Raw genomic sequence first — 25,914 nt, forward strand, 5'->3', positions numbered from 1 at the left:
GGCTTCCTCGTCCACGCTCGGAACCGTACCCCTGACCGACCGTCAGCCCTCGGCCGGTCCGGCCTCCAGCTGCGCGGGGGCGGCGGGGCGGCGGCGGCCGGGCAGGCGCAGGGTGAGCAGCCGGGCGCGCGGGGCGAGCCGGCGGGCCATCGCGAACAGCGACTCGGTGCGGGACCGGTCCGCGTCCAGCACGGTGAAGAGGTTGACGCCCAGGTAGAAGGTGATCGCCGCGTTGGCGAGGTCGCGGGGCGGGGTGAGCCTGGCCAGCGGGGTACCGCCGATCACCCGGTCGAGCGTGGTCTCGACGAACTTCAGCCAGGGCTCGGCGCGTTCGGAGACGGCGGCGCGCAGCTCGGGCCGGGCGACGGCGGCGCCGACCAGTTCGGAGAACATCGTGAGGTGCCCGCCGTCGAGGTCGTCGCGGTAGATCCGCTCGGCGGCCTCGGCCAGCTCCTCCAGGGTCCTGACCTCCGCGACGGTGGCCGCGTGCAGGGCCATCCGATCCTCGGAGACCCGGTCGAAGGCGGCCAGCAGCAGCGGGTCCACACCGCCGAAGTGGTAGAAGACCAGGGCCGAGTTGACCCCCGCCTCCTTCGCGATCACCCGGGCGCTGGACCCCGCGTACCCGTGGGTCCGCAGGACCGTGGTCGCGGCCTCGACCAGTCGCTCCCTGGTCTGGGCTCCGCTGTCCGCAGTCGCCGCCATGCTCGTGCCCCCCGTCGCTGAATGCGTTCATCATACGGTTTAATCAGGTGATTAAACCGACCGATCAAGGGGTGGACATGACCGAGGGTCAGGACAAAAGCGACAATCAGGACATCGTGAGCTACGGCGAGCCCGATCCGGTGGCCCGGTCCTCGGCCCGGCGCCGACTGGCGGTCGTCCTGGCCGCGCTCTTCCTCGCGATGCTCGGCTACAAGGTGCTGCACGCGGGCGGGCTGGAGCAGACCGCACTCTTCTACGTCGGCCTGCCCGCCGTGATCGCGATCACCGTGGCGCTCTCCGCCCGGCCGTCCAGTGCCACCGGCACCGCGATGGCCTCGGTCACCATCGGACTGGCGCTGGCCGGTCCGCTGCTCAACGAGGGCGTGATCTGCCTGCTGATCGCCGCGCCGCTGTTCTACCTGGTGGCGGCCTGCATCGGCCGGGCCGTCGACCACGCGCGCCGCCCGGCGAAGGAGCCCGGAGGACGGCAGCGGCTGAACGCCTTCGCGCTGGCCCCGCTGCTCGGACTGGTCGTCCTCCAGGGCGTCGACGGCACGGTGGACCGCGACAGCACGGTGACGGTCACCCGCACGCTGTCCGTGACGCCCGATCAGTTCGCCGCCGCACTGGCGGCACCGCCGGTCTTCGGCACCCCCCGCCCGGTGTTCCTCAAGATCCCGTTCCCCCGGCCGCAGCAGGTCACCGGCAGCGGCCTGGCGGTCGGCGACGGCCGGCTGATCACCTTCAACCCGCGCAAGTCGCTGGGCATCGGGGCCACCCCCACGCCCCGGTCCATGACGCTGCGGATCGCCGAGAGCGACCCGGGCCGGGTGCTGTTCCGGATCGAGCAGGACTCCACCACCGCCCGCTGGCTGAACTTCCGGACCTCCGAGGTGCGCTGGCAGCCGACCGCCGACGGCGGCACCGAGGTCAGCTGGCAGCTCGGCTACCGGCGGACCTTCGATCCCGGCTGGTACTTCGACCCGATCCAGAACTACGGCATGGAGCAGGCCGCCAACTACCTCGCCGACACCTTCGCACCCGGGTCATGACCACCGCAGCCGACACCGTCGCCACCGGTCCGGCCCTGATCCGGGCGGCCGGCCTGTTCGTCCCGCTGCTCGCGGTCGTGCTGGCCGCCGCCGTCCGGCGGCCGGGCCGGGCCGACGTGGCGGCCGCGATCGTCGGCGGTGCCTGGCAGCTCGCCCTGCTCCCTGGCCTCAACCTGCTGGCCGGACGGCTCGGTTGGTGGAGCTTCCAGGCCGACGGCGGCACGGTGGTCAGGCTGCCCGTCGACCTGCTGCTCGGCTGGGTGCTGCTCTGGGGCGTGCTGCCGCCGCTGGCCGCCGCCCGGCTGCCGTGGCCGGTCACCGCGGCCCTGCTCGGCTGGCTGGACCTGGCCGCGATGCCGCTGCTCGACCCGGTGCTCCGGCTCGGCGACCGGTGGCTGACCGGTGAGGCGGTGGCCATCGCGCTCTGCCTGCTGCCCGGACTGCTGCTGGCCCGCTGGACCGCCCGGGCCGAACACCTCCGGCTGCGCGCCGCCGGTCAGGTCCTGCTGGCCGCGCTGCTGATGCTGGCACTGCCCGCGACGGCCGCCGGGGTCCGACTCCCGCACGGCGCCGTGCTCAGCACCGGCCTCCAGGTGCTGGCCGTGCCGATGCTGCTCGGGGTCGCCGCCGTACGGGAGTTCGTGGTGCGCGGCAGCGGCACCCCGCTGCCGTACGACCCGCCGCTCCGGCTGGTCACCAGCGGTCCGTACGCGTACGTGCGCAACCCGATCCAGCTCTCGCTGCTGCTGTGCCACCTGGTGCTGGCCGCGTTCACCGCCAACGCCTGGCTGCTGGTCGCCGCCGGGGTGACCGTCGCCTACAGTGCCGGGCTGGCCGCCTGGCACGAGGGCGCCCAGCTCGCGGAGCGGTTCGGCCCCGGCTGGGCCGAGTACACCGCCGGGGTGCGCAGTTGGCTGCCCCGGCTGCGACCCTGGCCGGGCACCGCGCCGGCCGAGCTGCACGTCGCGCAGACCTGCGGGGTGTGCAGCGGGGTCGGCCGCTGGGTCCTCGACCGCTCACCGGTGGCGCTCACCGTCCGCCCGGCGGAGGAGCACCCGGCCGGACTGCGGCGGATCACCTACGAGTCGGCCGACGGCCGGGAGCGGGCGGAGGGCGTGGCCGCGCTCGGCCGGGCCCTGCAGCACTTCCACCTGGGGTGGGCGCTGCTCGGCTGGGTGCTGCTGATCCCCGGGCTGGCCTGGTTCGCCCAGCTGGTCGCCGACGCCACCGCCGGTGGCCCGCGCGAACTGCGGACCCCGGCGGAGCGCCGACCGGCTGAGCCGCCGTCAGCCGACCTGCTGTGACACCCGCCGGTCCTGGTGGCTGTCGGCGACGAAGGCCCGCCAGAGCCGGGCGTACGCACCGTCCTCGGCCAGCAGGCCGGCGTGCGTCCCGTCCTCGACCACCCGGCCGTGGTCCAGCACCACCACCCGGTCGGCACGCTCCGCGGTGGTCAGCCGGTGGGCGATCACCAGCGTGGTGCGGCCGCCGCTGATCCGGTCGGCGGCGCGGTTGACGGCGGCCTCGGTGGCCAAGTCGAGCGCGGCGGTCGCCTCGTCCAGCAACAGGATGTCCGGGTCGACCAGTTCGGCCCGGGCCAGCGCGATCAGCTGCCGCTGACCGGCCGAGAGGTTGCGGCCCCGGCCGGACACCCGGTGCTGGTAACCGCCCGTCAGGCCGATGATCATCTCGTGCGCACCGACCGCCCTGGCGGCCGCCTCCACCTCGGCCTCGCTCGCCTCCGGCCGCCCGTACGCGATCGCCTCGCGCACCGTGCCCGCGAACAGGTACGCCTCCTGCGGGACCACGCCGAGCCGGTGCCGGTACTCCGCCAGGTCGTACGCGGCGACGTCGGTGCCGTCGATCCGGACGCTGCCGGCCGTCGCGTCGTAGAAACGGGCGACCAGCTTGACCAGGGTGGACTTGCCCGCGCCGGTCTCGCCGACCAGCGCCACCGTCTGCCCGGCCGGGATGTGCAGGTCGATGCCGGTCAGCACCTCGGAGTGGCCGTCGGCGCCGCCGTGGTAGGCGAAGCTGACGTCCTGGAAGGTGATCTCGCCGCGCAGCTTCTTCACCGGCACCGGGTCGGCCGCGGCCGGGGTGCCGGTCGGGGTGCGCAGCAGGTCGCGGATCCGGCCGAGGCCGACGGCGGCCTGCTGGTACCCGTCGAAGATCTGCGAGAGCTGGTTGACCGGGGCGAAGAACAGGTCGATGTAGAGCAGGTAGGCGACCAGCGCACCGATCGTCAGGGTGCCCGCCTCGACCCGGGAGGCACCGGCGATCAGCACCAGAGCGGCGGCCGCGCTGGACAGGAACTGGACGAACGGGAAGTACAGCGAGATGTAGAACTGCGCCTTGACCCGCGAGTCCCGGTAGGCCAGCCCGCTGGCCACGAACCGGTCGGTGTTGAGGGTCTGCCGACGGAACGCCTGGACGATCCGCATGCCCGCGACGTTCTCCTGCAGCTCGGCGTTGACCGTGCTGATCAGGTCCCGGGAGATCTGGTACTGGCTGCTGGACCTGCGGCGGAACACCAGGGTGGCGACCGCCAGCACCGGCAGTACCGCGAACACCACCAGGGCCAGGCCCGGGTCGATCACCAGCAGGGCGGCGAAGATCCCGAAGAAGGTGAACAGGCTGACCACGGCGGTGACCACGCCGGTCTGCAGGAAGCTCGACACCGAGTCGACGTCGGTGGTCATCCGGGTCATGATCCGGCCGGACAGCTCGCGCTCGTAGTAGTCCAGGCCGAGCCGGTTGAGGTGCGCGAAGATCTTCAGGCGCAGGGTGTAGAGCACCCGCTCGCCGGTCCTCCCGCTGACCCTGGACTCGGCGGTCTGCACCCCCCAGTCCAGCAGCACGATCGCCAGCGCGAGCAGTGACGCGGTGGCGACGCCCGCCATCGCGGCCTTGCTGACGCCGTCGTCGATGCCGTGCCGGATCAGGATCGGCAGGGTCAGCCCGGCGGCGGCGTCCAGCGCGACCAGCAGCAGGGCGAGGGTGAGCGGGGCGCGGAACGGGGCGAGCAGGCGCCGCAGGCTGAAGTCCGGGTCACCGGCCTCGGCTCGCTCGACCGGGATGTCGGGGGTGTCGGTGGCCGGGGGCAGGGCGGCGACCTGGGCGAGCAGCTCGGGGTCGGTGCCGGACGCCGCCGCGGGCTCCTGCTCGGGGCTCGGCGCCTCGGGGGCCCCGTCGACGGCCGTGCCGTCGGTGGCCGCGTCGAGGAGGGCGTCGGGGGTGCTGATCAGGGCCCGGTACCGGGGACATCGGGCGTCGAGTTCCTCGTGCGTCCCCACGTCGACCAGCCGGCCGCGCTCCAGTACGGCTATCCGGTCCGCGAGTTGCAGGGTGGAGCGGCGGTGGGCGATCAGCAGCGTGGTGCGGCCGGCCATCACACCGCGCAGGGCCTGGTGGATCTCGGCCTCCACCTGCGGGTCCACGGCCGAGGTCGCGTCGTCCAGCAGCAGGATCCGCGGGTCGCTCAGGATCGCCCGGGCCAGCGCGATCCGCTGCCGCTGGCCGCCGGACAGGGTCAGGCCCTGCTCGCCGACCTTGGTGGCGTAGCCGTCCGGGAGTTCGCGGATGAACCCGTCGGCCTGGGCGGCGCCGGCCGCGGCCTCGATCTCGGCCTCGGTGGCGTCCGGGCGGCCGTACGCGATGTTGCTCGCGACGGTGTCGGAGAACAGGAAGCTCTCCTCCGGCACGATGCCGACGGTGGCCCGGATCGAATCGAGCGTCAGGTCCCGGACGTCGTGGCCGTAGAGGCGGACGGTGCCCTCGGTGGCGTCGTAGAAGCGCGGGAGGAGCTGGGCGACGGTGGACTTGCCCGAACCCGAGCCGCCGACCAGGGCCAGCGTCTCCCCCTCGGCGAGCCGGAAGCTCAGCCCGTGCAGGACGGGGGCCGACTCGCCGTACGTGAAGTCGACCCGGTCGAACTCGACGGCCGGGGCGGCGGCGGTGACCGGCGGTGCGGTGGTCAGGTCGGCCGCGTCCGGACGCTCCTGCACCTTGGGACGCTGGTCGACGAGCTGGAGCACCCGCTCGACCCCGGCCCTGGCCTGCTGGCCGACCGTGATCACCATGGTGAGCATCCGGACCGGACCGGTGAGCTGCGCCAGGTAGGTGGAGAAGGCGACGAAGGTGCCCAGGGTGACCTCGCCCCGGACGGCCAGCCAGCCGCCGAGCGCCAGCACCGCCACCTGGCCGAGCGCCGGGATGGCCTGCATCGCCGGGGTGTAGAGGCTGTTCAACCGGATCGAGCGGAGCCGGGCGCCGAACAGCTCGCGCGAGGCGCGCTCCAGCTTGGCCCGCTCCTGGGCCTCCTGGCCGAAGCCCTTGACCACCCGGACGCCGCCGACCGCGCCGTCCACCACCCCGGCGACCGCCGCCGCCTCCTGCTGGGCCGCCCAGGTCGCGGGGAACAGCCGCCGTCGGCTGAGGGTCGCGAACCACCAGAGCGCGGGCCCCATCACCAGCGCGACCAGGGTCAGCGGCAGCGAGAGCCAGAGCATCACCAGCACGGACATGCCGAACATCAGCACGTTGCCGGTCATCATCGGCAGCATCGACAGCAGGCCGACGATCAGCTGCAGGTCCGAGGTCGCCCGGCCGACCACCTGGCCGGTGTCGAGCCGGTCCTGCCGGTCGCCGTCCAGCCGGGTGAGCGAACGGAACAGGTCCGACCGCAGGTCGTGCTGGACGTCGACCGCCAGCTGACCGCCGTAGTAGCGGCGGACCTGGGTGCAGACGAACACCAGCGCGGCCGCGACCAGCAGCGCCACCGCCCACGGGGTGAGCGGCCGGGTGTGCGTGGTGATCACGTCGTCGATGATCACCTTGGTGATCAGGGGGACGGTGGCGGTGACGGCCATACCGACCAGCGAGGCACCGAACGAGAGCAGCACGTTGCGGCGGTGCCGCCAGCTGTAGCCGACCAGTCGGCGGAGCCAGCCCCGCTCGGCATCGGCTGTGGGTCCGCGAGATCCGTGAGTCTCAGGCATATTTAGGGATACTAACCATTTCATCGTCCGCCCCCCATCGCTTTTCGACGGGCACGCATCGGACCGAACAGCGCTCCGGCCGAGCTGCTTCCCGCCCGACCAGGATGCCCCGTCGGGACACCCGGCCGGACCGGGCGGACGAACCCCGTCGGGCCCGCCCTTCGACCTAGGGCTGTTGCCGGGTCACGCCGGGCCCGATCCGGCGTGACCGGTCCGGCGTGATCCGGCAGGGACCGGGCCTAGGCACCGCCAGGCCGGACTGCCTGGCCGGGGACGGGAGCCCCCGAGCGGCGGACGTGCAGGACGGTGGCGTCCAGCGGGAGCGGGGCGGTGCCCACCAGGGTGAGGCCCGCATCGGCGAACAGGCGGGCGTAGTGGTCGGCCCGGCGCTCCCGGCCGCCCACGTTGCAGCGCATGTGGAGGTCCCACGCGGTGGCGAGCGAGGGCGAACCGTCGTCGGGGAGCACCCGCTCCACCACCAGCAGGTCGGCGTGGGCGGGCATCGCGCGGGCACAGTGCCGCAGGATCTCCCGGCACCGGTCGTCGTCCCAGTCGTGCAGGATCCGGGAGAGCAGATAGACGTCCCCGCCCGCCGGGACGTCGGCGAAGTCGCCCGCCACGTACTCGCACCGGTCGCCGTGACCGGCCGCGGCCAGCGAGAGCCGGGCGGCCGCGACGGCGTGCGGGCGTTCGAGCAGCACACCCCGCAGACCGGGGTGGGCGGCGAGCAGCCGGCCCAGGAGCTCCCCGTTCCCGCCCGCGACGTCCACCACCGTGCCGGGGGTGGCCGCCCGGCCCGCGGCCAGCACGACCGGGTGGGCGGAGAGCGGGTCGAACATCCGCGAGCTCGCTGCCATCGACTCGTCGAAGAGCGCGGCGAGCCGGGGGTCGCGGGCGAAGTGGTCGAAGTGGTTCTCGCCGTGCAGGTGGTCGAAGGCGACCTCGCCCGTCCGCACGGTGTGCCCGAGGGCGGCGAACGACTCGTAGAACGGCCCGCCGTACATCAGGGCGAGCGGGCGCATCGAGGCCGGGACGTCGGTGCGCAGCAGGGCGCCGACCTCGGTGAGCCGGTAGCCGTCCGCGTCGGCCGACACCACGCCGAGCATGGCGAGGTAGCGCAGCAGCGAGACCAGGGTGTCCGGGTCGGCGCCGACCGCCCGGGCCAGGGCCGGTGCACCGAGCGCGGTGTGCGGGTCGAGGGCATCGGGCAGCCGGAGGTCCGCGCAGACGGCCAGGGCCTGGGTGGTCCACGCACCGGTCAGCAGGCGCAGGAGCGTTTCGGCCGGTCGGCCGGCTCGGTACTGGGCGAGGTGCGCGTCGAGCACGTCGGGGTGCTCACCGGGGACGTAGAGCTCCAGCCGTCGGTAGCCGGCCTTCGAGCCGGTGGGCGCGGTGAAGTAGAGGACGGTGCCGTCCTCGTGCGGGTTGTAGCCGCCGCCGTCGGCGGTGGCCCCGTGCCGGGTCAGCAGCGCGCACAGGCCGCGCAGCAGCAGCGGGTCGGGCTGCGCGACCTCCAGGGCGAGGTGCGCCTCGTGGTCGCGGGTGCGCTCGTGCTCGGCCAGGCCGGCGAGGTCCGAACCGGGCGGGACGGCCAGGGCGAACACCTCGACCGTACGGTCCGACCCGGCCACCCGGGGCCGGAGGATCCGCACGTCCAGCTCCGACGGGTCGCGCCCGTGCCGGGTGGCCAGGCGGTCGCGGACCACCACACTGGGGCGCGCCGGCCCGTCGGAGGGCAGTCCGCCGCCGTCGAGGAGGGCGGACAGGTCCTCGGGAGAGGACGGGAAGACCAGCAGGGCCGCGTGCGAGAAGCGGCAGCGCTCCACCAGCGCACGCAGTTCGAGGGCGTCGAGCCCGGGCAGCAGGAGCGGCAGCAGGGTGGCGGTGTCCTGCTCCCGGACGAAGGCGACCGTCTCGGTCAACCGGGCGAGGTCGGTCGGGTAGGTCGTGGCGGCGGCGGTCGTGGTGGGCATGGTGACAGGTCCTCACTTCTGGGGTGTGGGGCCGGATCCGGGCATGGCGGTGCCATGGAGGTGGCGTGGAGGTGGCGTGGGCCTAGGGGAAAACGATTCTCCGGACGGGTCCGGAAGGGATCAGACGCCGACGTAGTGCTCGGCGAACCAGTCCTGGTGACTGCGCGAGGTGCGCAGCGAGTCCAGGCGCGAGCGCCGCAGGGCGTCCTGGAAGGGTGCTCCGGTCTCCTGCCCGGGCACGGCGTGCAGGAGCTGGACCATCCAGTGCGAGAACTCCTGCGCGCGCCAGATGTACCGGAGGCAGCGCTCCGAGTACGTGGCGAGCCCGTCGCCGTCACCGTGCCGCAGCTCGGCGACGAGGGCCTCGGCCAGCAGCTCCGCTTCCAGCACGGCCAGGTTGGCCCCCTTGGCCGCGGACGGGCTGAGCAGGCTCGCGGCGTCACCGGCGAGGATCAGCGAGCCGTGCCGCAGCGGCTCCAGCACGTCGGACTCCAGGTCGACCACGGCGCGCTGGACGATCGGGCCGCGGTGCAGCGGGCCGTGCTCGGCGGTCCGCATCCGCAGTTCCATCTCCGCCCAGATCTGCTCCTCGGACCAGGCTTCGGCCGCGCTCCCGCGCTCGGTCTGGAGGTAGTACCGGGTGACCGAGGGGGTGCGTGCCATGTGCCCGGCGAAGCCCCGGGGGTGGACGGCGTAGCCCACGGCGTCCAGACTCGGCGGCGCCTCGGCGAGCAGGCCGAGCCAGGAGACGCCATGGTCGTGGCGGTGGTGGCGGAAGCTGCCGGGCGGGAGCGAACGGCGGGCCGCGCCGTGCCGACCGTCGCAGCCGGCCACGTACCGGGCCTGCCAGGTCTCTTCACGGCCGTCGGACTCGCGGACGGTGACCCGGGGGCGGCTGGTCCCGATGTCGAGGACGGCCTGTGCCTCGGCGCCGAAACGAATCTGCCCCCCGGCCTCCTCGAAGTGCGTCAGCAGGTCGGCCACCAGCAGGTGCTGCGGGTAGACCGTGTGCCGCTCACCCAGGCCGAGACCGCCGTAGTCCAGCCGGAACCGGCCGTCCTCGGTACGGAACTCACAGACCGCGTGCTCCTTGCCGTGCCGGTGCAGGCCCTCCGCGAGGCCGTGCCGGTCCAGGACCCGCACGGTGTTCGCGGCCAGGAACCCGGCCCGTGCCCTCACGGTCAGCTGGGCCCGGGTGGCGCGCTCGAGGACGACGCAGTCCACCCCCGCCGCGAGCAGCAGGTTGCCCAGCACCAGCCCGGCGGGCCCGGCTCCGAGAATGACCACGTCGGCCGAACGGCCTACACCTCTGATGATCTGACTCTCCATCATGGAAGTGGATCATAGGCAGTCCCCCGGTCGGCGTACCGAAAAGTTCACCCGTATGCACGAATTGGGCCATCGTTCACGGGCCGGACACCGGCCGCCGGAAGTCGGCCGAGCGGGCATCACGCCCCAGCTGACCAGGCCGAACGTGGCGGGATCAGGCGCTCTGGTCGGCTGCGGCGGCGAACGCGCCCTGGGCGAGGGCCCGCAGCAGTCCGGCCATCGCCGACCGGGACAGGCCGGTGCGGTCGGCGCTGTGCGGGGTGGAGTTGAGCAGGCCGAAGACCGCGTGCACGGCGGTACGGGCGGTCGGCTCGGCCGTGGGCTCGGCCAGGGTCGGATAGGTCTGCCGGACCACCTCGACCCACAGCTCGACATAGGCGCGCTGGAGGCGGCGGACCCGGCGGCGATCCTCCTCCTTGAGGTGCAGCAGCTCACGGTCGTGCAGGGTGATCAGGTCGCGGTCGTCCAGCGCGAAGTCGACGTGCCCGACGACCAGGGCGTCCAGTGCGCCGTCCGGGGCAGTCGCCTCACCCGCCCGGCGGCGGCCCTCCTCCAGCAACCGCTCGCTGATGCCGATGAGCAGATCGGCGAGCATCGCGTCCTTGCCGGAGAAGTGGCGGTAGAGCGCGGGACCGCTGATCCCGACCGCCTTGCCGATCTCGTCCACCCCCACGCCGAGGAAGCCACGCGCGGCGAACAGCCGGGCCGCTTCCTTGCGGATCTGGTCGCGACGCGGGACTGCGGGGGCTGCTGGGACGTTCGGCATGCCTCCCATCGTAGACAGTGGGGTTATCCATGGTTAACCTGAGCCCACGAGTTAACGCTCATTAACCTTGGGTGGATTCGGGTGCCGGGCTACCCGCTCGGCCGCCCGTCCCGTCCGCTCTCCGAGGGCAAGGGAGCTCCTGGGATGGCCATCTCCACCGCCGGCCCGTCCGTCGGTCCGGTCGCTGCCGCGGCTGCTGTTCCGCCGCCGGTCGCACCCACCGACCCGGCTGCGGCGCCCGCGCCCCGGCTGACCAGCGCGGCCGACCCCGGCTCGGAGGCGTACCGGGCGAACACCGCCGCCCACCGGGCCCTGGTGGTCGAACTCCGGGAGAAGCTCGCCGCAGCCGCCCTCGGCGGCGGCGCCAAGTCCCGGGCCCGGCACACCGCCCGGGGCAAGCTGCTGCCGCGCGACCGGGTGGACACCCTGCTCGATCCCGGCTCCCCCTTCCTGGAGCTGAGCCCGCTCGCGGCGGACGGCCTGTACGACGGCGCGGCCCCGGCGGCCGGGGTGATCGCGGGCATCGGCCGGGTGGCCGGCCGCGAGGTGGTGGTGGTCGCCAACGACGCCACCGTCAAGGGCGGCACCTACTACCCGATGACGGTCAAGAAGCATCTCCGGGCCCAGGAGGTGGCACTGGAGAACCAGCTCCCCTGCATCTACCTGGTCGACTCCGGCGGCGCCTTCCTGCCGATGCAGGACGAGGTCTTCCCGGACCGCGACCACTTCGGCCGGATCTTCTACAACCAGGCCAGGCTCTCCGCCGCCGGCATCCCGCAGATCGCGGCGGTGCTCGGCTCCTGCACGGCCGGCGGCGCGTACGTCCCGGCGATGAGCGACCAGGCGGTGATCGTCCGGAACCAGGGCACCATCTTCCTGGGCGGCCCCCCGCTGGTGAAGGCCGCGACCGGCGAGGTGGTCACCGCCGAGGAGCTGGGCGGCGGCGAACTGCACTCCCGCACCTCGGGGGTGACGGACCATCTGGCCGAGGACGACACGCACGCCCTCGCCATCGTCCGCACCATCGTGGCCGGGCTCGGCGCCCGGCCTGCCAAGCCGTGGCCGCTCACGCCGGTGGAAGCCCCCGCCGTCGACCCGGCCGGGCTGTACGGTGCGGTGCCGGTGGACCCCCGGACGCCCTACGACGTCCGCGAGGTGATCGCCCGGCTGGTGGACGGCAGCCGGTTCGCCGAGTTCAAGGCCGAGTACGGCACCACCCTGGTCACCGGCTTCGCCCGGATCCACGGCCACCCGGTCGGCATCGTGGCCAACAACGGGGTGCTGTTCGCCGAATCCGCCCTCAAGGGCGCGCACTTCATCGAACTGTGCGACCAGCGCGGCATCCCCCTCCTCTTCCTGCAGAACATCACCGGCTTCATGGTCGGGCGCCAGTACGAGGCGGGCGGCATCGCCAAGCACGGCGCCAAGATGGTCACCGCCGTCGCCTGCACCCGGGTGCCCAAGCTGACGGTGGTGATCGGCGGCTCGTACGGCGCCGGGAACTACTCGATGTGCGGCCGGGCGTACTCACCCCGCTTCCTGTGGATGTGGCCGGGCGCCAAGATCTCGGTGATGGGCGGCGAGCAGGCGGCATCGGTGCTGGCCACCGTCCGCCGGGACCAGTTCGACGCCCAGGGCGAGGACTGGCCGGCGGAGGCCGAGGAGGAGTTCAAGCGGCCCGTCCGGGAGCAGTACGAGCGACAGGGCAACGCCTACTACGCGACCGCCCGGCTCTGGGACGACGGCGTGATCGACCCGCTGGACACCCGTACCGCGGTCGGCCTCGCGCTGACCGCCTGCGCCAACGCCCCGCTGACCCCGGCCCGGCCGTACGGGGTCTTCCGGATGTGACGCCCCGTCCACTGCTCGCCGTTCGGCCCGCCCTGCTGTTCTCCTGAATTTCCGACTCGGAGGAACACCTCCCATGTTCGACACAGTTCTGGTCGCCAACCGAGGCGAGATCGCGGTCCGGGTGATCCGCACCCTGCGCCGGCTCGGTGTGCGCTCGGTCGCGGTGTTCAGCGACGCGGACGCCGACGCACCGCACACCCGGGCGGCCGACCTCGCCGTCCGGCTCGGCCCGCCGGGGCACAGCGACAGCTCGGCGGCGGAGACCTACCTCCGCACCGACCTGCTGCTGGACGCGGCCCGCCGCAGCGGGGCCCAAGCCGTCCACCCGGGGTACGGCTTCCTCGCCGAGAACCCCGGCTTCGCCCGGGCCTGCGCCGAGGCCGGTCTGGTCTTCATCGGCCCGCCGCCGGCCGCGGTGGAGCTGATGGGCGACAAGATCAACGCGAAGCGGGCGGTCCGGTCCGCAGGCGTGCCGGTGGTGCCGGGCAGCCAGGGCGGCTCGCCGACCGACGCCGAACTGACCGCCGCCGCGGCCGAGATCGGCTACCCCGTGCTGCTCAAGCCCTCGGCCGGTGGCGGTGGCAAGGGCATGCGGCTGGTGCACGACCCGGCCGAGCTGGCCGGCGAGCTGGCCGCCGCCCGACGCGTCGCCCGGACGGCGTTCGGTGACGACACCCTGCTGCTGGAGCGCTGGGTCGACCGTCCCCGGCACATCGAGGTCCAGGTCCTGGCCGACACCCACGGCCGGACGGTGCACCTCGGCGAGCGCGAGTGCAGCCTGCAGCGCCGCCACCAGAAGCTGATCGAAGAGGCGCCCTCCGTTCTGCTCAACCCGGAGACCCGGGCGGCGATGGGTCTGGCGGCCGTCCGAGCCGCCGAGGCGTGCGGCTACACCGGCGCCGGGACGGTGGAGTTCATCGTGCCGGGCATCGACGCCGACGGGCCGACCCCCGACGGCGTCCTGGACTTCTTCTTCATGGAGATGAACACCCGGCTCCAGGTGGAGCACCCCGTCACCGAGCTCGCCGTGGCCGTGCGGGCCGACACCCCGGCCCCGGAACGGCTCGACCTGGTCGAGTGGCAGCTGCGGGTGGCCGCCGGTGAGGAGTTGACGTTCGATCAGTCGGAGATCTCCTTCCAGGGCCACGCGATCGAGGCCCGGATCTGCGCCGAGGATCCCGAGCGCGACTTCCTGCCCACCGGCGGGCGGATCCTGCTGCTGGACGAGCCGACCGGCGACGGCATCCGGGTCGACTCCGGCATCCAGGCGGGCACCGAGGTCGGCAGCCTGTACGACCCGATGCTGGCGAAGGTGATCGCGTACGGACCGGACCGTCCGACCGCGCTCCGCCGACTGCGGGCCGCCCTGGCGGAGACCCGGGTGCTCGGTGTCACCACCAACGCCGGCTTCCTCCGCCGCCTGCTCGCCCACCCCGACGTGGTGGCGGGCCGCCTCGACACCGGGCTGGTCGAGCGCACCGTCGAGCGGGCTCCCGAGGTCTTGGCCTCCTCCCTGGTACGTAACCCGGCGGATGCGGACGGCGCCGTGCCGACCGGTTCGGCCGGCACCCTGCCGGCCGAGGATCTCTACTACGCGGCCGCACTGGCCCGGCAGTTGGGCCTGACCCCGGCCACCGCCGCCGACGGCTGGACCGACCCGTTCGCCGTGCCGTCCGGCTGGCGGCTGGGGGGCACGGCCGCCTGGACCACCCACCGGCTGCGGCTGGCGGGGCACGACCCGGTCACCGTGCTGATCCGGCCCGCTGCGGTGGACACCCCGTCAGGTGCCGGGCCGTCGGGCACCGGAGCGTCGGGGGGCGGACCATCGGGTGGCGGACCGTCAGGCGCGGGCCAGGAGTTCGAGGTCCGGCTCGGCGAGGCCGGTCCGTCACGGATCGCTCGGGCCGCCCTGGCGCCGGGGCGGCTGCACCTGACGGTCGACGGGCTGCGGTCGACGTTCGCCTACGCCACCGACAGCGGCTTCGGCGCCGCCCACGGGCCGGTCCAGTGGCTCGGAGTGGACGGGGACGCCTGGGCGGTGCACCCGTACGACCCGGTGGTCGACCGGGCCGGCGCGAGCGCCGCCCACCACGGCGGCCTGACCGCACCGATGCCGGGCACGGTCACCGTGGTCAAGACCGCCCTCGGCGAGTTGGTCCGCCGCGGGCAACCCCTGTTGGTTCTGGAGGCGATGAAGATGGAGCACGTGATCACCGCACCGCACGACGGCACCGTCGGCGAACTTCGGGTCAGCGCCGGGGCGACCGTGGCGATGGACGAGCTGCTGGTCGTGGTGGAACCCGTCGAGGAAGCTTCCGAGCAGCTCGCGGGGTCCGCGTCATGAGCGAGTCGACCCTGACGGACGCGACCTCCGGGGCATCGGCCACCCATGAGCCCGACGCCCTCGAACTGGGGCTGCCCGCCCCCGTACCGGAACCCGGCCTGCCCGGTCGGGTCAGTATCCACGAGGTAGGGCCGCGTGACGGCCTTCAGAACGAGAGTTCACTCGTACCGGTGACGGTGAAGGCGGAGTTCATCGCCCGGCTCGCCGCCGCCGGGCTGCGCACGGTGGAGGCCACCAGCTTCGTGCACCCCAAGTGGGTAGCGCAGTTGGCGGACGCCGAGGAACTGATGCCCCGGCTGACCGGGCTGCCCGAGCAGTACCCCGGGCTGCGGCTGCCGGTGCTGGTGCCGAACGAGCGCGGCCTCGACCGCGCGCTCGCCCACCACGCCACCGAAATCGCCGTCTTCGCCAGCGCGACCGAGACCTTCGCGCGCCGGAACCTCAACCGGACGGCGGGCGAAGCACTGGAGATGTTCCGGCCGGTGGTCGAACGGGCCGGTGCGGCCGGGGTCCCGACCCGCGGCTACCTCTCGATGTGCTTCGGCGACCCGTGGGAGGGCCCCGTGCCCACCGCCCAGGTGGTCGGCTTCGGGGTCCGGCTGCTGGAGCTCGGCTGCACCGAACTGAGCCTCGGCGACACCATCGGGGTGGCCACCCCGGGCCAGGTCGTCGCCCTGCTCGAGGGCTTCGCCGCAGCCGGGGTCCCGATGGGCAGCATCGCCGTCCACTTCCACGACACGTACGGACAGGCGCTCGCCAACACGCTGGCCGCGCTGCGCGCCGGCGTCACCACGGTCGACGCCTCGGCGGGCGGCCTGGGCGGCTGCCCGTACGCCAAGAGCGCGACCGGCAATCTGGCCACCGAGGACCTGGTCTGGATGCTGCACGGCCTGGGCATCGAGACCGGCGTCGACCTGCGCGCACTGGTCGCCACCAGCACCTGGATGGCCGGACAGCTCGGCCGTCCCAGCCCGTCCCGGGCGGTCCAGGCGCTGGCCGGCCACGCGGTGTGAGGCATCCGTCCTGAGCCGTCCACCCCTGAGCCGTCCACCCCTGTGGGCAGCGCCTCGGTGTAGCCCGCCCCGCACTTCGACCCGGCACTTCGGCCCGGCGATCGCTCCGATCACGCGCCGGGCCCGCACCACCGGTACCACCGTCTCCCCGGCCCTCTTCGGCCCATCTCTCGGCCCCTCAGCCGCCTCGATCCAGGAGGATCACCATGATCGATCACCGCTTGGACAGTGAGTACGAGGAACTCCGGCGCACCGTCGCCGAGTTCGCCCAGGACGTGGTCGCCCCGAAGATCGGCGAGTACTACGAGCAGGGCGAGTTCCCGTACGAGATCATCCGTGAGATGGGGCGGATGGGGCTCTTCGGCCTGCCGTTCCCGGAGGAGTACGGCGGGATGGGCGGCGACTACTTCGCGCTCTGCCTGGCGCTGGAGGAGTTGGCGCGGGTCGACTCCTCGGTCGCGATCACGCTGGAGGCCGCGGTCTCGCTGGGCGCGATGCCGATCTACCGGTTCGGCACCGAGGAGCAGAAGCGCGAGTGGCTGCCCCGGCTGACCTCGGGCGAACTGCTGGGCGCCTTCGGCCTGACCGAGCCGGAGGGCGGTTCGGACGCGGGCGCGACCAGGACCACCGCCCGCTACGACGAGGCCACCGACGAGTGGGTGATCAACGGCACGAAGTGCTTCATCACCAACTCCGGGACGGAGATGACCGGTCTGGTCACGGTGACGGCCCTGACCGAACCGATCGCTCGTTCGAGTGAAGACGGTTCGGACCCCTCGCCAAGCCGGGAGATCTCCTCCATCATCGTGCCCACCGGTACCAGTGGTTTCACGGTTTCCCGCAAGTACTCCAAGGTCGGATGGAACGCCTCCGACACCCGCGAACTGTCCTTCACCGAATGCCGAGTCCCCGCGGCCAACCTGCTCGGCGCCCAAGGCCGCGGCTACGCCCAGTTCCTGCGCATCCTCGACGAGGGGCGCATCGCCATCGCAGCCCTGGCCACCGGCCTGGCTCAGGGATGTGTCGACCAGTCAGTCAGCTACGCCGGCACCCGCCGCGCCTTCGGGCGGACGATCGGCGCCAACCAGGTCATCCAGTTCAAGCTCGCCGACATGGAGATGCGCGCACACACCTCCCGCCTGGCCTGGCGGGACGCCGCCTCCCGCCTGCTGCACTCCGAGCCCTTCAAGAAGGAGGCCGCGATCGCCAAGCTGTTCTCCTCCGAGGCCGCCGTCGACAACGCCCGTGAGGCCACCCAGATCCACGGCGGCTACGGCTTCATGAACGAGTTCCCGGTCGCCCGTTTCTGGCGCGACTGCAAGATCCTGGAGATCGGGGAGGGCACCTCCGAGGTCCAGCGGATGCTCATCGCACGCGAGTTGGGGGTCAATGTCTGATCCGGACCACGACGGTAGCGACCAGGACGGCGGTCCTCGAACGGCCGGTGGGTTCCGGGCGGTGCGCAACGCCCGGAATCCCCTGGTCCTGCCTCAGCCGCCCACCTGGGCGTCGATCTGGTCGTACCTGACCTGGGCCAGCTGGAAGGCGGTCGGCTGCAACCGCACCAGCCCCGAGTACGGCCCGCTCAGCTCCACCACCAGGCTCACTCCGAACGCGACACACGCTCCCAGGAAGGCCATCAGCACCAGGTTCCGCGCATTGACGGTGAGTCCGATCACCGGCGGTGTCGCCACCACGAAGACCGCCCCGACGAACAGACCACCCAGCACGACCTCGGGCACCACCGCCCTGACGTCGGCCAGGCGGGTGTTCCGCCTGGCGTAGGCGTCGGTCAGATTCCGCATCACCTCGCTCTTGACCGCGAGCTCACCCGGGGTCGCGGCCACCGAACCGTCGAGCGCCACCCGGACTTGGTCGAGCGCCTGCCACGCCGTCGCACTGCCACGCCCTTTCTGCATCTGCGCCCACTCGTCCCCCGCCACGTCCCCGGTGTACTCCCGGACCTTCTGCCGGACCACCGCGCGGTCCGGGCCGGGCAGTCCCTTCGCGATCCAGTACACCTCTGTGAGCGCTCGGCTCTCCGCATACGTCTGCTGACGGGCGGAGTTGAGCTGCTGCCAGGCCCCGGCCACGCTGAAGCCGGTGAAGAGAGCAAAGAAGCCGAGCACGGTGGCACCCGCGAACGCCAAGGCCTGCGGAGACGTCACCCCTTCACGCGAGCGCTCGGTCCGCCCGAAGAGCAGGCCGAAGACCAGGGCCAGGACGGCACCCGCCAGACAGAACAGACCGATCGTCCACATCAGTTGCCACTCCTCCTCCGATCCCACCGCCACCGGCCGGCGCTGCCGGTGGCCTGCCCTGCCGTGCCGTCCGCTGTCGGCCCTTCCAATACCGGCCTTCCAATACCGGCCTTCCAATACCGGCCTTCCAATACCGGCCTTCCAATACCGACCGTTCGGCCGCCCGCCTCGGCGCCGGTTCCGGACCCTCGCCGACCGGTCGACTGCTCAGCCGCTCAGCCCCGGCCGCCTCGCCCTCGGGCGGCGAAAGCGGCGGCCAAGGCACACAACACCGGAAGCAGCATGGCGAGCAGCAGCACCATCACCTCGTCCATCTCCCAAGGCTCGTTGTCGTCCGGGTCGAACCGACCGTCCGACCCCGGGGCTTCGGCGGCAACCTCATGCCCCAGGGGCGCCTCCGCCCCGGCTCCAGCACCCGCCATCGCCCCCGGCTCTGCCGCGGCCGCGCCCATTGCCGCAGCCGCGCCACCGGACTTGCCCGGTGCGGGCACACCGACCGCGTCAGCGCCTGGCCCCGGTGAGCCGGGCTGCCCCGTTCCGGCTACCGGTACCCGGAACGGGCTGCCGAGCCCCGGCAGCGGACCGAGACCCGGTCGGTACGGCACGACCAGCCCGCTGACGGCCTGACCCACCGCCAATCCGTCCGAACTCGCGGCCTGGCCACCCACCGGGTTCACGCCCGTGGGCCCGGCGCCGGCGGTCGCCATTCCTCCCCCAGCGCCCCCACCTACGGACGCGCCGCCCTGGGAGCCACCACCCGATCCACCCGTGCCGGCACCGGTCCCACCGCCATGCCCGGTTCCGCCACCCCCGCCACCGCCTCCACCGCCTCCCGAACCGCCAGCGCCGCCGCCCTGGCCCGACGCTCCGTCATATCCGCCGGCCGCCTCGCCGGTCAGCCGACGTGCCGCCAGCCGCTGCCCGTCCTCCCCGATCGCGCCGTCCTCCGCGTAACCCTCGCCCTGGACCACCCCCGTCTGCGGGCCGGGACGCGCCGTACCGCTCACCACGCACTCCACCGGATGCCCCGGCACCAACAGCCCATCACCGGACAGCCATGCGCAGGAGACCGTGCCCGCTCCCGGCACCCCGGAGGCCACCTTCGTCCCACTGACCGGCACCTCCCCCAACGCCTCGACCTGAAAGTGGAGTTCGACCGCCCCGGCAGCCGGAGCGACCTGCACCAGGCGCACCGGCCGCGCCTCCACCGACCCCGGCCGCCGGGTCACCCCAAGCCCAGCGGGCGGCCCGACCGCTCGCAGGTCCAGCCCCGAAGCGATCCCGACGTACCCGACCCGGGTGGTCGCCACCGCCCCGGGCAGACCGTCCGGCGCTGCCCCGTCCACGGTCACCGTGGTCTCCTGCGGCCCGGCCCCGGCCACGAACCGGACACTGCACTCGACCGTGCCCAGCGGCGGCACCGCGACCGTTGCCCCCTGACCACCCTGACCACCCTGACCGCAACGGACCTGCCCGCCCGGCACCTGCTGGTCACTGATGACGGCGGTCAGCCCGTACTCGGCCCGGTTCACGATCCGATAGCTCCGCAGCACCTGCTCACCGGCCCGGACGCGGACCGCAGTGCCTTCCGTGGCATTGGTACGGACACTCAGGCGCAGCGCATCCCGGGCCTCACCACCGCGCTGCGTCCCTGCGACCACGGCGGCTCGGGCCACCTCGCCGCCACCCGATCCGACGATCCCCAGCACCAGGCAACCGACCGCCACGAGCACGCCCCGGCCCCGGACGCCGGTCACTCCGGCCGGTTCGGCACCCGGGTGTCGGCGGGCAGCTGCGACCCCTGGTCGAATGATCATGTTGTCATGCTTGCCCGATTCACCCGGTCATCCAGCACCCTGACACCTCATCAGCGATCAAGATGACTCGATCGGCCCACCGGGCGCCGGCGGGGCACTCTCGCCACAACAACCGTACGGATACGCACCAATGACCGTCCGCGCGATCCCGTGCCGAGCGGTCGCTCAGGCCGACCAGCCCGCCCGGGGCGGTCAGGGAATGACGATGACGGGTCGGTTCGCCCTGCGGGCCAACCGACCGGAGACCGAGCCGAAGAGCTTGCCGAGCAACCCGTGAGTGCTGCCGACCACGATCGCGTCGGCGGCGTACTCCCGGCCGACCTCCTCGATCTCGTGGCAGATGTCCCCGCCCCGCTCGACCAGGATCCACGGCACGCCCGCGAGGTAGTCGGCGCAGGCGAGTTCCAGGCCGAGCAACTCGGTCCGATGGTCCGGCATGTCGACGAAGACGGGCGGCTCGCAGCCGGCCCAGACCGTGGCGGGCAACCGGTTCGCCACGTGCACGATGACCAGCCCGCAGCGCGAGCGGCGGGCCATGCCCACCGCGTAGGCGAGCGCCCGCTCGCTGGAGAGGGAGCCGTCGAAGCCGACCACCACACCGTGCTGGAAGGCCGGGTCACAGGCAGGTACGGGCTGCTCCCGCAGCGTGGGTTCGCCGCCCCGTCCGGGGCGGGAGCTCGCACCGCCCGAACCCGTCCCCGCGCCGCCGGCGATCATTCCGTCCGTCATGGCTTCCTCCACCGCACCCGCACCGGCACCCCGCTGTCCCGCTCGCCAGTGACGCGGTCGTGGCCAGCCCCGACGGACCACCTCGCGGACGAGGACGACCGGCGGACGCCGACGTCCGGGCAGGCCCGACAGGTCCGGCAAGCCGGACGACAACTCATCCACCGTCCACGTGCCGACCGCATCGTCGGTGGCAGCGGATCGGGGAGGCTCAAAACCAACCATGGCTCAAAGCTCTTCGAGTGAGATGGGCCGACAGGAAGGGGCACGGATGCCCGGGCAACAGGCCCACTCCCGACACCGAGTCCGTCTCTGCCGAGCACCACCGAATGCGACCTGTTCCTCTCAGAGTACGACGGGCCCAGGGTCCCGCCCAGCTGCGGAGCCCTGAAACGGCGTTGATCCTGCGAACGGAGGATGCGCGCGCCGTGGCTTTCGCGCCCCTCTGTTGAGGCCGCGCGCCGCCCGACGAGAAGGTTCCCTGGAGCTTCGCCGAGGAAGCCCCGGGACGCAACAGTGCCGCCACACAACGTGACCCGACTGTCATCGTCCGACGACCGACCCGACCGGGCGGTCTGTCTGTTGCCGTCCCCTATATAGGCCCACGCATACGTCCACGAATTCACCCAGGCCGCAGACCCGCACGGCGGGCGCGGACCTCGTACCCTCGGCCCGCCCCAACGGCCCGACCCCGGCCACCTTCCACCCGGATCCCAGCCGCCTCCCACCCAAACCCCGCGAGTCGCCGGACCGGTCGCTTCTGGCCATTTCGGTCAACTACAGAACGCGACGCGGCAAATGCCTGCTGCAACTGCCAGGGCACTGGCAGCATGCAGCGCATGCCGCTGCTGCTGTTCGATCTTGACAACACCTTGCTGCCCCGGGACGCCGCCTTCCGCGCCTGGGCGCAGGACTTCCTGGCCGAACACCGGCTGCCGGCGGGGGACCTGGGCTGGTTCACCACCATCGACGGGAGCGGGCACGTCCCGCGCAGCACGGTACTGGGCGCGGCGAAACGCCGCTACGGGCTCGACCGGTCGATGGACTTCCTGCTCGCCCACTACCGGCGAGGCATCAATGCGCATATCCAATGCCCGAGTTCACACATCCAGGCACTCAACACGGCCCGCTCGGCCGGGTGGTCGCTCGGCATCGTCAGCAACGGGGGCACCCGACCGCAACTGGAGAAGATCCGCCGGGTGGGCCTCGGCTCACTGGTGGACGGCTGGGTGATCTCCGAGGAGGCCCGATGTCTCAAGCCCGACCCACGGATCTTCGAGATCGCCGCCCAACGCTGTGGAGTCCCGCCGACCGGTGACTGGGCCACCCACACCTGGATGGTCGGCGACCACGCCCCCGCCGACATCGCCGGCGCCGAACTGACCGGCCTGCGCAGCGTCTGGCTCCACCACGGCCGCCCCTGGCCCGAGCTCGGCTACCGACCCACCCTCAGCGCGGCGGGCATCCCCGAGGCGGTCGGCCTGATCCTCTCCGCCCGCTCCGCCCCGGGGCCCCGCCGCACCGCCACCGTCCCCAGTACCGCCGTCCCCAACAACGTCGTCCCCAGCAACGCCGGCAACTCCATGAGCACAGCCGCTGCCAGGGCCAAGCCGGCCCGCCACCCGGGCGCCACGCTCTCCCGGCCGCCGTCACCGTCACTGGCCCAGGCCCAGGCTCGCGATCAGGCTCGCGACCAGTTCCGGTCCGCCCCGACCAGGTTCGCCCCCGTCCCTCCCGGTACGGCGGGTTCCGCTACCGCCACCAGCGCGTGACGCCCTGCTCCACGAAACTCAACTGCCGGTAGAGCGGCTCACCGAGCTGGGTGGCCACCAGGGTGGTCACCCGGCCGGGCTGCGCCAGCAGAGCCGCCGAGAGCACCGCCCGGCCCAGCCCCTTCGAGCGGTACTCGGGCAGCACCGCCACCCAGTAGACGCCCACCGTCTCCTCGTTGTCGTAGGTCATGCAGGCGGCGGCCGGTTCGCCGTCCACCCGGCCCAGCCAGGCCCGGTATCCGGGTTCCGCCAGCAACTCGGGCGGGAACTGCACACCCCGCTGCCAGGGCTGCCTGGCCTCGAGCGGGAAGCCGTCCACCACCACCCGTTCCAGACCGGCCAGTTCCTCGACCCCGTGCACTTCGGCGACCGAGACCTCCTCGACCGGGCCCGCCGCCTCGTCCCGCCGCGCCGACGGGCGCCGCGCCGGAACCGACGGTGCGTCAGGCTCGCGGACCATCACCGCCATCGCGCGAGTGGGCTCCAGCCCCTCCCCGGTCAGATCGATCCCGCCGTACGGGTCCTCCAGGAGGTAACGCTCGCCGTCCCACTCCTTGAGCAGGTCGGCCAGTTCGGCCAGCAACGGTTCGGCCCCGTCCGGCCCGTAAGGGCGGGTGATCACCACGCGACGAGTGTCGGCGGCATCTCGGGCGCACCGGACCGCCGTGAATCCGGGGCGGACGGTGAACTCCCAACCGTGCGCCCGAGCCTGGGCCAGCCAGAAGGCTGCCGCGTTGTCATTGGCCTGTTCGAGCCGACCTCGATTCGTCATGACCCGACCCTAACCAGCGCTCGCACATCCGTCCGCCCCAGCCCCACCATTCCCTCCCGCCCCATCGAACTCACCAGCCGAACCCGCCCGAACCCGCCCGCACCCGCCCGCCCCGCACCGCCCTCGCCCCACCCCCGGTTCCACCGCCGCGCCGCGGCGGAACGGCGCACGCAGGCGCGCACCCCTACCGCGAGCGCCCCCGCTGCGGACCGGCTGTTTTCGGTCAATCTCACTGCCCGCCCGTCCCGTTCGGCAAAGTCGCAGCCCAGAGCAGCCGGCGCGGCCCAATCTCCCGTGCGGTCGAGAGGTAGGTCGTGCGGCAACAAGCCATCGCTCCTCCGGCCCTCTTCACAGGGGGGTCGACGGCTGCCACGCTTCGTGATCGAATGCATCACGCCAAATTGCCATGTCGACATAGCGTCGGATGGTGAACTTGTCACAACGGCAACGGTCCAACCAGTAGATTCGATCATGGCGAGCAAGGCGATCTGCAAGGCGATTCGGTGATCACGGCGAGCAGTTCGGCACCGCGGCACCACCACACACACCACCGAGGGGGCTGGAGCGCCTTGAGCAGGGTGAGCAGGAGCGACACGGGTCCTGACGGCGGCCAGTCGTCGGCCGGCTTCACGAACCGCGCTCCGAGAGACAATGCGCCCCATCAGTCACACCAGCACCAGAGCCACCCCTCCGCCCCATCCCTCGGATTCCAACCGGGCTACCAAGCAGGACATCCGGCCAATCCGTCGGCCGGCTCCTCGGGCGGTTCCCAGTCCGGATATCAGACTGGACATCAGGCCGGGCACTCGGTGAACCACCAGACCGGGCAGCAGCAGTCCGCCAACTCCGGCTCGCGCCGCGGGATCTCCCCCGCCGTCAGTCTGGCGGCCGGTCAGGGTGCCACCGCATCGGCTCAGCTGACCCCGGGCCAGTTCTCCACCGGGTCCGCGACGGCCACTCTCACCGCGCCGACCGCCGCCACCGCGCCGAATGCCGGCCTGCTCGGCCACTCCGCCGCACCGCGCAAGCTCTCCGGCCGCCGCCGCCGCGAGACGGTGGCCGTACTGATCTTCGGTGGCGCCCCGATCTTCGAGAGCTCGATCCCGCTCTCGGTCTTCGGCGTCGACCGTCAGGACGCCGGAGTGCCGCGCTACCGCCTGCTGGTCTGCGCGGGCGAGGACGGTCCGCTGGCGACCACCGGCGGGCTGACCCTCACCGCGCCGTACGGGCTGGAGACGCTCGCCCGGGCCGGCACCATCGTCGTCCCGGCCTGGCGGTCGATCTCGCAGCCCCCGCCGCCGGAGGCGATCGCCGCGCTCCGCAAGGCCCACCACGAAGGGGCCCGGATCATCGGCCTCTGCACCGGTGCGTTCGTGCTCGCTGCGGCCGGCCTGCTGGACGGCCGCCCGGCCACCACCCACTGGATGTACGCGCCGACCCTGGCCAAGCGGTACCCCAAGGTGCACGTCGACCCGCGCGAGCTCTTCGTCGACGACGGCGACGTCCTCACCTCGGCGGGCACCGCCGCCGGTATCGACCTCTGCCTGCACGTGGTCCGCAGCGACCACGGCGCCGAGGCCGCCAACGCGCTGGCCCGTCGCCTCGTGGTCCCGAGCCGGCGCAGCGGCGGCGGTCAGGCCCAGTACATCGACCAGTCTTTACCTGAGGAGATCGGCAACGACCCGCTCGCCGAGGTCGTGACCTGGGCCCTGGAGAACCTCAACCAGCAGTTCGACGTCGAGGTCCTGGCCGCCCGCGCCTACATGAGCCGCCGTACGTTCGACCGGCGGTTCCGCACCCTCACGGGCAGCGCCCCGCTGCAGTGGCTGATCACCCAACGGGTGCTCCAGGCACAGCGGTTGCTGGAGGCGTCCGAGCTCTCGGTGGACGACGTCGCGCGCCGTTGCGGCTTCCGCTCGCCGGTGGCCCTGCGCGGGCACTTCCGCCGCCAGCTCGGGGTCTCCCCCGCCGCGTACCGGACGGGCTACCGCGCCCGGCGTCCGGCTCCCCAGCCGACCGCCGGTCCGCCGCTGCCCACCGGGGCCAACCCGACCGTGCCCGCGCAGGCCCACCCGGCCGACCGGTCGGCCGGCGTCCAGGGCGGGGCGACCCACCTGACGGCGGGTCCGACCCGCCCGCTGGTGCCCACCCAGGCGGGCGGCGCTCCCCGTCCGGCCTCCCGAGGCGCCCATCCGAGTCACCCGGGCCACTCCGGCCATCAGGGCCACCCGAGCGCCGACACCCACGCCAACAAGACCGGCACCGGCACCGAACGCGCCGTGGAACACGCACACGCCACCGCGTCCGAGGAGGGGTACGGCCAGCCGACGGCCCGTGATCTGGGCCAGGGTCACCGTCCGGACGGAGCACCGGCGTCCGTGCCCCGCCCGGGCCACGGCGGCCCTCCCGCCGGTTCCGGTCGACCTCCGGGCCCCCCTGCGAACGGCGCCGCCGACGCCACTGCGGGCGAAGCCACGGACGGGCGGACGGGCCGACAGCTGTCCGGCTCGCGTGATCGCGCCGTAGGGTGAGC

The 25,914-nt window shown here is 72.9% G+C and carries 16 protein-coding genes and 1 pseudogene; 8 read left to right on the forward strand and 9 right to left on the reverse strand.

The features are described from left to right. Window positions 1-42: 42 nt before the first annotated feature. A complete protein-coding gene (locus tag OHV05_RS10800) occupies window positions 43-705 on the reverse strand; it encodes a TetR/AcrR family transcriptional regulator (RefSeq protein WP_405017482.1) in 663 nt (220 codons plus the stop codon). A 77-nt stretch (window positions 706-782) separates the two neighbouring features. On the opposite strand from OHV05_RS10800, the gene OHV05_RS10805 reads away from it, so the two are divergent. Both OHV05_RS10805 and OHV05_RS10810 read left to right on the forward strand, forming a co-directional pair. Then, complete coding sequence (locus tag OHV05_RS10805; protein WP_405017483.1) at window positions 783-1,757, forward strand: hypothetical protein; 975 nt, start codon at window positions 783-785, stop codon at window positions 1,755-1,757. Beyond that, window positions 1,754-3,061, forward strand: a complete 1,308-nt coding sequence (locus tag OHV05_RS10810) for a methyltransferase family protein (RefSeq protein ID WP_405017484.1) — start codon at window positions 1,754-1,756, stop codon at window positions 3,059-3,061. The genes OHV05_RS10805 and OHV05_RS10810 overlap by 4 nt, the downstream gene beginning before the upstream one ends. On the opposite strand, the gene OHV05_RS10815 is transcribed toward OHV05_RS10810, so the two are convergent. From OHV05_RS10815 to OHV05_RS10830, 4 genes are all read right to left on the reverse strand, one after another. Next, complete coding sequence (locus tag OHV05_RS10815; protein ID WP_405017485.1) at window positions 3,044-6,757, reverse strand: ABC transporter ATP-binding protein; 3,714 nt, start codon at window positions 6,755-6,757, stop codon at window positions 3,044-3,046. The two genes, OHV05_RS10810 and OHV05_RS10815, sit on opposite strands and share 18 nt — an antisense overlap. 239 nt (window positions 6,758-6,996) lie before the next feature. Next, window positions 6,997-8,730 (reverse strand): methyltransferase, encoded by a 1,734-nt coding sequence (locus OHV05_RS10820; protein ID WP_405017486.1) that lies wholly within the window; start codon window positions 8,728-8,730, stop codon window positions 6,997-6,999. A 120-nt stretch (window positions 8,731-8,850) separates the two neighbouring features. Next, entirely contained in the window at window positions 8,851-10,062 is a 1,212-nt protein-coding gene (locus OHV05_RS10825; RefSeq protein ID WP_405017487.1) for a 4-hydroxybenzoate 3-monooxygenase, read from the reverse strand. Window positions 10,063-10,213: 151 nt separating this feature from the next. Continuing rightward, on the reverse strand, window positions 10,214-10,834 hold the full coding sequence (locus OHV05_RS10830) for a TetR/AcrR family transcriptional regulator (RefSeq protein ID WP_405017488.1): 621 nt from the start codon (window positions 10,832-10,834) through the stop codon (window positions 10,214-10,216). Between the two features lie 135 nt (window positions 10,835-10,969). Between OHV05_RS10830 and OHV05_RS10835 the strand changes: the two genes are divergently transcribed. From OHV05_RS10835 to OHV05_RS10850, 4 genes are all read left to right on the forward strand, one after another. After that, entirely contained in the window at window positions 10,970-12,676 is a 1,707-nt protein-coding gene (locus OHV05_RS10835; protein ID WP_405017489.1) for a carboxyl transferase domain-containing protein, read from the forward strand. Window positions 12,677-12,749: 73 nt separating this feature from the next. Continuing rightward, window positions 12,750-15,020, forward strand: coding sequence for a biotin carboxylase N-terminal domain-containing protein (locus OHV05_RS10840; protein ID WP_405017490.1), 2,271 nt, complete (start codon window positions 12,750-12,752; stop codon window positions 15,018-15,020). Then, window positions 15,017-16,033, forward strand: coding sequence for a hydroxymethylglutaryl-CoA lyase (locus OHV05_RS10845; protein WP_405017491.1), 1,017 nt, complete (start codon window positions 15,017-15,019; stop codon window positions 16,031-16,033). Before OHV05_RS10840 ends, OHV05_RS10845 begins: the two co-directional genes overlap by 4 nt. A 209-nt stretch (window positions 16,034-16,242) precedes the next feature. Continuing rightward, window positions 16,243-17,430, forward strand: a complete 1,188-nt coding sequence (locus OHV05_RS10850) for an acyl-CoA dehydrogenase family protein (RefSeq protein ID WP_405021428.1) — start codon at window positions 16,243-16,245, stop codon at window positions 17,428-17,430. A gap of 93 nt (window positions 17,431-17,523) precedes the next feature. Here OHV05_RS10850 and OHV05_RS10855 read toward each other — a convergent pair whose 3' ends face one another. The 3 genes and pseudogenes from OHV05_RS10855 to OHV05_RS10865 form a co-directional block, all read right to left on the reverse strand. Continuing rightward, window positions 17,524-18,294, reverse strand: coding sequence for a hypothetical protein (locus OHV05_RS10855; RefSeq protein ID WP_405017492.1), 771 nt, complete (start codon window positions 18,292-18,294; stop codon window positions 17,524-17,526). Window positions 18,295-18,509: 215 nt separating this feature from the next. Next, a complete protein-coding gene (locus OHV05_RS10860; protein WP_405017493.1) occupies window positions 18,510-20,111 on the reverse strand; it encodes a hypothetical protein in 1,602 nt (533 codons plus the stop codon). A 192-nt stretch (window positions 20,112-20,303) separates the two neighbouring features. Next, a pseudogene (locus tag OHV05_RS10865) lies at window positions 20,304-20,744 on the reverse strand (universal stress protein); the annotation flags it as partial. A 932-nt stretch (window positions 20,745-21,676) separates the two neighbouring features. On the opposite strand from OHV05_RS10865, the gene OHV05_RS10870 reads away from it, so the two are divergent. After that, window positions 21,677-22,609 carry an HAD-IA family hydrolase gene (locus OHV05_RS10870; protein ID WP_405017494.1) on the forward strand — a complete coding sequence of 311 codons (933 nt, stop codon included), beginning with the start codon at window positions 21,677-21,679 and terminating at the stop codon, window positions 22,607-22,609. Here OHV05_RS10870 and OHV05_RS10875 read toward each other — a convergent pair. After that, window positions 22,590-23,381 carry a GNAT family N-acetyltransferase gene (locus OHV05_RS10875; protein ID WP_405017495.1) on the reverse strand — a complete coding sequence of 264 codons (792 nt, stop codon included), beginning with the start codon at window positions 23,379-23,381 and terminating at the stop codon, window positions 22,590-22,592. The genes OHV05_RS10870 and OHV05_RS10875 overlap by 20 nt on opposite strands. Before the next feature lie 809 nt (window positions 23,382-24,190). Here OHV05_RS10875 and OHV05_RS10880 point away from each other — a divergent pair. Beyond that, entirely contained in the window at window positions 24,191-25,912 is a 1,722-nt protein-coding gene (locus OHV05_RS10880; RefSeq protein WP_405017496.1) for a helix-turn-helix domain-containing protein, read from the forward strand. The last annotated feature ends 2 nt before the right edge of the window (window positions 25,913-25,914 follow it).

It is taken from the genome of Kitasatospora sp. NBC_00070 (genome assembly GCF_045041205.1).
Classification (GTDB): Bacteria; Actinomycetota; Actinomycetes; order Streptomycetales; family Streptomycetaceae; genus Kitasatospora.

What these genes read in the sequence shown, in the direction of transcription:
- OHV05_RS10875 (WP_405017495.1), bottom strand. Translation starts at nt 23,381, where the DNA reads ATGACGAATCGAGGTCGGCTCGAACAGGCCAATGACAACGCGGCAGCC.
- OHV05_RS10800 (WP_405017482.1), bottom strand. Translation starts at nt 705, where the DNA reads ATGGCGGCGACTGCGGACAGCGGAGCCCAGACCAGGGAGCGACTGGTC.
- OHV05_RS10840 (WP_405017490.1), top strand. Translation starts at nt 12,750, where the DNA reads ATGTTCGACACAGTTCTGGTCGCCAACCGAGGCGAGATCGCGGTCCGG.
- OHV05_RS10855 (WP_405017492.1), bottom strand. Translation starts at nt 18,294, where the DNA reads ATGTGGACGATCGGTCTGTTCTGTCTGGCGGGTGCCGTCCTGGCCCTG.
- OHV05_RS10820 (WP_405017486.1), bottom strand. Translation starts at nt 8,730, where the DNA reads ATGCCCACCACGACCGCCGCCGCCACGACCTACCCGACCGACCTCGCC.
- OHV05_RS10835 (WP_405017489.1), top strand. Translation starts at nt 10,970, where the DNA reads ATGGCCATCTCCACCGCCGGCCCGTCCGTCGGTCCGGTCGCTGCCGCG.
- OHV05_RS10825 (WP_405017487.1), bottom strand. Translation starts at nt 10,062, where the DNA reads ATGATGGAGAGTCAGATCATCAGAGGTGTAGGCCGTTCGGCCGACGTG.
- OHV05_RS10815 (WP_405017485.1), bottom strand. Translation starts at nt 6,757, where the DNA reads ATGCCTGAGACTCACGGATCTCGCGGACCCACAGCCGATGCCGAGCGG.
- OHV05_RS10870 (WP_405017494.1), top strand. Translation starts at nt 21,677, where the DNA reads ATGCCGCTGCTGCTGTTCGATCTTGACAACACCTTGCTGCCCCGGGAC.
- OHV05_RS10830 (WP_405017488.1), bottom strand. Translation starts at nt 10,834, where the DNA reads ATGGGAGGCATGCCGAACGTCCCAGCAGCCCCCGCAGTCCCGCGTCGC.
- OHV05_RS10845 (WP_405017491.1), top strand. Translation starts at nt 15,017, where the DNA reads ATGAGCGAGTCGACCCTGACGGACGCGACCTCCGGGGCATCGGCCACC.
- OHV05_RS10810 (WP_405017484.1), top strand. Translation starts at nt 1,754, where the DNA reads ATGACCACCGCAGCCGACACCGTCGCCACCGGTCCGGCCCTGATCCGG.
- OHV05_RS10860 (WP_405017493.1), bottom strand. Translation starts at nt 20,111, where the DNA reads ATGATCATTCGACCAGGGGTCGCAGCTGCCCGCCGACACCCGGGTGCC.
- OHV05_RS10805 (WP_405017483.1), top strand. Translation starts at nt 783, where the DNA reads ATGACCGAGGGTCAGGACAAAAGCGACAATCAGGACATCGTGAGCTAC.